Source organism: Actinotalea ferrariae CF5-4, from assembly GCF_000603945.1.
GTDB lineage: Bacteria > Actinomycetota > Actinomycetes > Actinomycetales > Cellulomonadaceae > Actinotalea > Actinotalea ferrariae.
Genome location: NZ_AXCW01000072.1, coordinates 1 through 4,651 on the forward strand (window position 1 = coordinate 1; position 4,651 = coordinate 4,651).

At 73.7% G+C, this 4,651-nt stretch carries 2 protein-coding genes and 1 riboswitch; both genes read left to right on the plus strand.

Going from position 1 to position 4,651, the window contains the following annotated elements; all coding sequences use genetic code 11:
* Window positions 1-522 precede the first annotated feature (522 nt).
* Window positions 523-620, plus strand: a riboswitch (glycine riboswitch).
* 200 nt (window positions 621-820) lie between these two features.
* Window positions 821-3,739: an aminomethyl-transferring glycine dehydrogenase gene (gene gcvP, locus N866_RS08510; protein WP_034225273.1), complete on the plus strand. Its 2,919-nt coding sequence runs from the start codon at window positions 821-823 to the stop codon at window positions 3,737-3,739.
* A 95-nt stretch (window positions 3,740-3,834) separates the two neighbouring features.
* Window positions 3,835-4,651 (plus strand): aminomethyltransferase family protein (locus N866_RS08515; protein ID WP_155855262.1); only part of this gene is annotated, 817 nt, incomplete at its 3' end.

The following is a 4,651-nucleotide window of genomic DNA, read 5'->3' on the forward strand; positions in this document are numbered from 1 at the left end:
ATCCTGCGTGAAGTTTCCTAGTAGCGATGATGGTGACGTCCCTCCGCGGGGAAGGTCCCATCGCCATCGGCCAGGACTGGGTCCTCCTGTATCGGACGGAGTTCGAATCGGGTCAGTGGGACGAGCTTCGTGCATCGATCACGAGCTGACGCCCGCCGCCCTGCGCCAGGACACCGATGACGACCAGGGGGAGATTTGATGTCCAGGATCGACGCGCGACCACGCCCGGGTCGGGGTCACGAACGACGGTTGATCCGGGCCTTGTTCGGTCGGGGACTCGGTGCTGTCTATGCGGCGGTCGCGCCGAACGAGTCGGACGGCGGGCGTGATCGCCAGGGGTTGTCGTCATCCCTGCGCTCGCCGTGTCGGGCGCGACGATCTGGCTCATGTGGGACTCGCGCGGCACCCGTCGTGACGGGTAGGCCTCGTCGTGCGGGCACGCTGGTGTGGTCCGCCGTGCGCCGCTGGGGCCGCCAGGACGGCGAGTACGCTGCTCCCGAGTCACACAACTGAATCGCTGCTCGAACCGTGACGGGAGAGCCCGCTGCCCAGCCAGGCAGCCGGCGCCGAAGGAGCAACCTCCCCGGGAATCTCTCAGGCCCACGTACCGCCACGGTGAGGCAACTCTGGAAAGCGGGCAGGCGTCCGACGACGTCGCCCCACCGACGGTGCAAGTCGGCGCGCCCCGGGCCCCTGCGACACGCAGACCGGCCACGGCGGACCGGCAAAACTCTCAGGTCGCGGCCCCGCCGTGGATGACAGAGCGGGGAACCCACACCCTCGTCCCGGCGCGCGCCGGGCACAGCCCTGGGGAGCTCCCGTGAACAGCAGCCGTACCCCTGCCGCCGACGGCTTCGTCGACCGGCACGTCGGCCCCCGCGCCGCGGACCTCGACCGCATGCTCGAGACCGTCGGCGCCCCGTCCCTGGATGCGCTCGTCGACGAGGCCGTCCCCGCGAGCATCCGGCAGCCCGGGCCGCTGCAGCTGCCGCCCGCGCGCAGCGAGGCCGAGGTGCTCCGCGACCTGCGCGCGCTCGCCGCCCGCAACACCGCCCTCCCGGCGATGATCGGCATGGGCTACCACGGCACCGTGACCCCGCCGGTGATCCGCCGCAACGTCCTGGAGAACCCCGCCTGGTACACGGCCTACACGCCGTACCAGCCGGAGATCAGCCAGGGCCGCCTCGAGGCGCTCCTCGTCTTCCAGACCGTCATCGAGGACCTCACCGGCCTGCCCGTCGCCGGCGCGTCCCTGCTCGACGAGGCGACCGCCGTCACCGAGGCCGTCCTGCTCATGCGGCGCGCGGTCAAGGGCAAGCCGGACGGCGCCGTCGTCGTGGACGCGGACTGCCACCCGCAGACCCTCGCCGTCGTGCGCGGCCGGGCCGAGGCGCTCGGCCTGCCGCTCGTCGTCGCCGACCTCACCGACGGCCTGCCGACCGACCTGCCCGACGACGTCGTCGGCGTCGTCGTGCAGCAGCCCGGCACCTCCGGACGCCTCCGCGACCTGGGCCCGATCGTCGAGCAGGCGCACGAGCGCGGCGCCCTCGTCACCGTCGCCGCCGACCTGCTGTCCCTCACCCTGCTGACCAGCCCGGGCGAGCTCGGCGCCGACATCGCGGTCGGCACGGCGCAGCGGTTCGGCGTCCCGCTCTTCTACGGCGGCCCGCACGCCGCCTACATGGCGGTCCGCGGTGGGCTCGAGCGCAGCCTCCCCGGCCGGCTGGTGGGCGTCTCCACCGACGCCGACGGCGCCCCGGCGTACCGCCTGGCGCTGCAGACCCGTGAGCAGCACATCCGCCGCGAGAAGGCCACGAGCAACATCTGCACGGCCCAGGCCCTCCTCGCCGTGGTCGCCGCCATGTACGCCGTCCACCACGGCCCCGACGGCCTGACCCGCATCGCCGAGACGGTCCACGCCCGCGCCACCGCCATCGCCGCCACCCTCCACGCCGGCGGCCTCACCGTCGTCCACGACGCCTTCTTCGACACGGTCCTGGTGAAGACGCAGGGCCGTGCGGACGAGGCCGTCGCCGCCGCACTGTCGGCCGGCTACACCATCCGCCGCGTCGACGAGGACCACGTCAGCCTCACCACCGACGAGACCACGAGCGAGACGGACGTCGCAGCGGTGACCGCCGCGCTCCTCGGAGCGCAGGCGCGGGGGGACGGTGCGCAGCCCGTGGTGGGCCTGGCAGGCGGCCGCGACGAAGGAGCGGCAGCGGGAGGGCAAGCACCGTCCCCCCGCGCCGGAGCGGACGCAAGCACCGCGATCCCCGACCAGCTCAAGCGCACGACGCCGTTCCTCGACCACCCCACCTTCCACCGCTACCGCAGCGAGACCGCGCTCATGCGCTACCTCCGCCGCCTCGCGGACAAGGACCTGGCGCTGGACCGCACGATGATCCCGCTGGGCTCCTGCACGATGAAGCTCAACGCCGCGGTCGAGATGGAGGCGATCTCCTGGCCCGAGTTCGCGAACCTCCACCCGTACGCGCCCGCCGACCACGCGCAGGGCTACGCCGAGATGATCGCCCAGCTCGAGGGCTGGCTCGCCGAGATCACCGGGTACGCCGCCGTCAGCGTCCAGCCGAACGCCGGCTCCCAGGGCGAGCTCGCGGGCCTCCTGGCGATCCGCGGCTACCACCGCTCTCGCGGCGACGAGGGCCGGACCGTCTGCCTCATCCCGGCGAGCGCGCACGGCACGAACGCCGCGTCCGCGGTGCTGGCGGGGATGAGCGTCGTCGTCGTCGGCACGGCGCCCGACGGCGAGATCGACATGGCGGACCTGCGTGCGAAGCTCGACCAGCACCGGGACACGGTCGCCGCCATCATGATCACCTACCCGTCGACGCACGGGGTCTACGAGGAGCACGTCCGCGAGGTGTGCGCGCTCGTCCACGAGGCGGGCGGCCAGGTGTATATCGACGGCGCGAACCTCAACGCGCTGGTCGGCCTGGCCCAGCCCGGCGACCTCGGCGGCGACGTGTCGCACCTCAACCTGCACAAGACGTTCGCCATCCCGCACGGCGGGGGCGGCCCGGGCGTGGGCCCGGTCGCGGTCGCGGAGCACCTCGTGCCGTTCCTGCCGGGCCGGGGCGCGACGCAGGTCTCCGCCGCGCCCCACGGGTCCGCGGGCGTGCTGCCGATCTCCTGGGCGTACGTCGCGCTGCTCGGCGGCGACGGCATGCGCCGCTCGACGGAGGTCGCGGTCCTGTCGGCCAACTACGTCGCCACGCGCCTGCGCGAGCACTTCCCCGTGCTCTACACGGGCCCGAACGGGCGGGTCGCGCACGAGTGCATCCTCGACCTGCGCGAGATCACCAAGCGCACGGGCGTCACGGCCGAGGACGTCGCCAAGCGGCTCATGGACTACGGCTTCCACGCCCCGACGCTGAGCTTCCCCGTCGCCGGCACGCTCATGGTCGAGCCGACGGAGAGCGAGGACCTGGGCGAGCTCGACCGCTTCTGCGAGGCGATGATCAGCATCCGGGCGGAGATCGCGCGGGTCGAGGCGGGGGAGTGGGAGCTCGCGCGGTCGCCGCTGCGGAACGCCCCGCACACCGCGGCCGCCGTCGTCGCCGACGGCTGGGACCTGCCCTACAGCCGTGAGGTCGCCGCCTTCCCCGTCCCCGGACTCCGGGGCGCGAAGTACTGGCCACCGGTGCGTCGGATCGACCAGGCTGCAGGGGACCGCAACCTGGTGTGCGCCTGCCCGCCGATCGAGGAGTACGTGTGAGCGACGAGAACTCCCCCGCGACCGACGACGCCTCCGCGGACGAGGTCCTGCGGCTCACCCCGCTCGACGCCGAGCACCGCGCGCTCGGTGCGACGATGACGGGCTTCGCCGGGTGGTCGGTGCCGCTGCGCTACACCTCGGACCTCGCCGAGCACCAGGCGGTGCGCACCGCCGCGGGGCTGTTCGACCTGTCCCACATGGGCCAGATCAGCGTCACCGGTCCGGAGGCCGCCCGCGCGCTCGACCTCGCGCTCGTCGGCAACATCAGCGGGCTCGCCGTCGGCCGGGCGCGCTACACGATGATCTGCCAGCCCGACGGCGCCGTGATCGACGACCTCATCGTCTACCGGACGGGCGAGGAGGACTTCCTCGTCGTCGCGAACGCCTCGAACGCGACCGTCGTGACGGCGGAGCTCCAGCGGCGGTGCACCGAGCACGGCGTCGACGGCACCGTGGGCACGGGACCGGAGGACCCGGCCGGCCCCGAGGCGACGACGACGGCGCTCGTCGCCGTCCAGGGCCCGGCGGCCGAGGGAATCGTCGGCGGGCTCGTCGTCGAGGACGACCGGTCCGCGCTCCTGGCCCTGCGCTACTACGCCTGCACCCGCGCGCGGTTCGCGGTCGACGGCGGCACGGTCGAGGCGCTCGTCGCCCGCACCGGGTACACCGGTGAGGACGGCTTCGAGCTCTACGTCGCGGCCGCCGACGCCGTCGCGCTGTGGCAGTCGCTGCTCGCCGCGGGTCGCCCGGCCGGTCTGGTCCCGGCCGGCCTGGCCTGCCGCGACTCCCTGCGCCTCGAGGCCGGGATGCCGCTCTACGGCCACGAGCTCGACCGCACGACGACGCCGCACGACGCGGGCCTGGGCCGCGTGGTCAAGCTCGACAAGACCGACGACGACGGCGCGCCCCTGC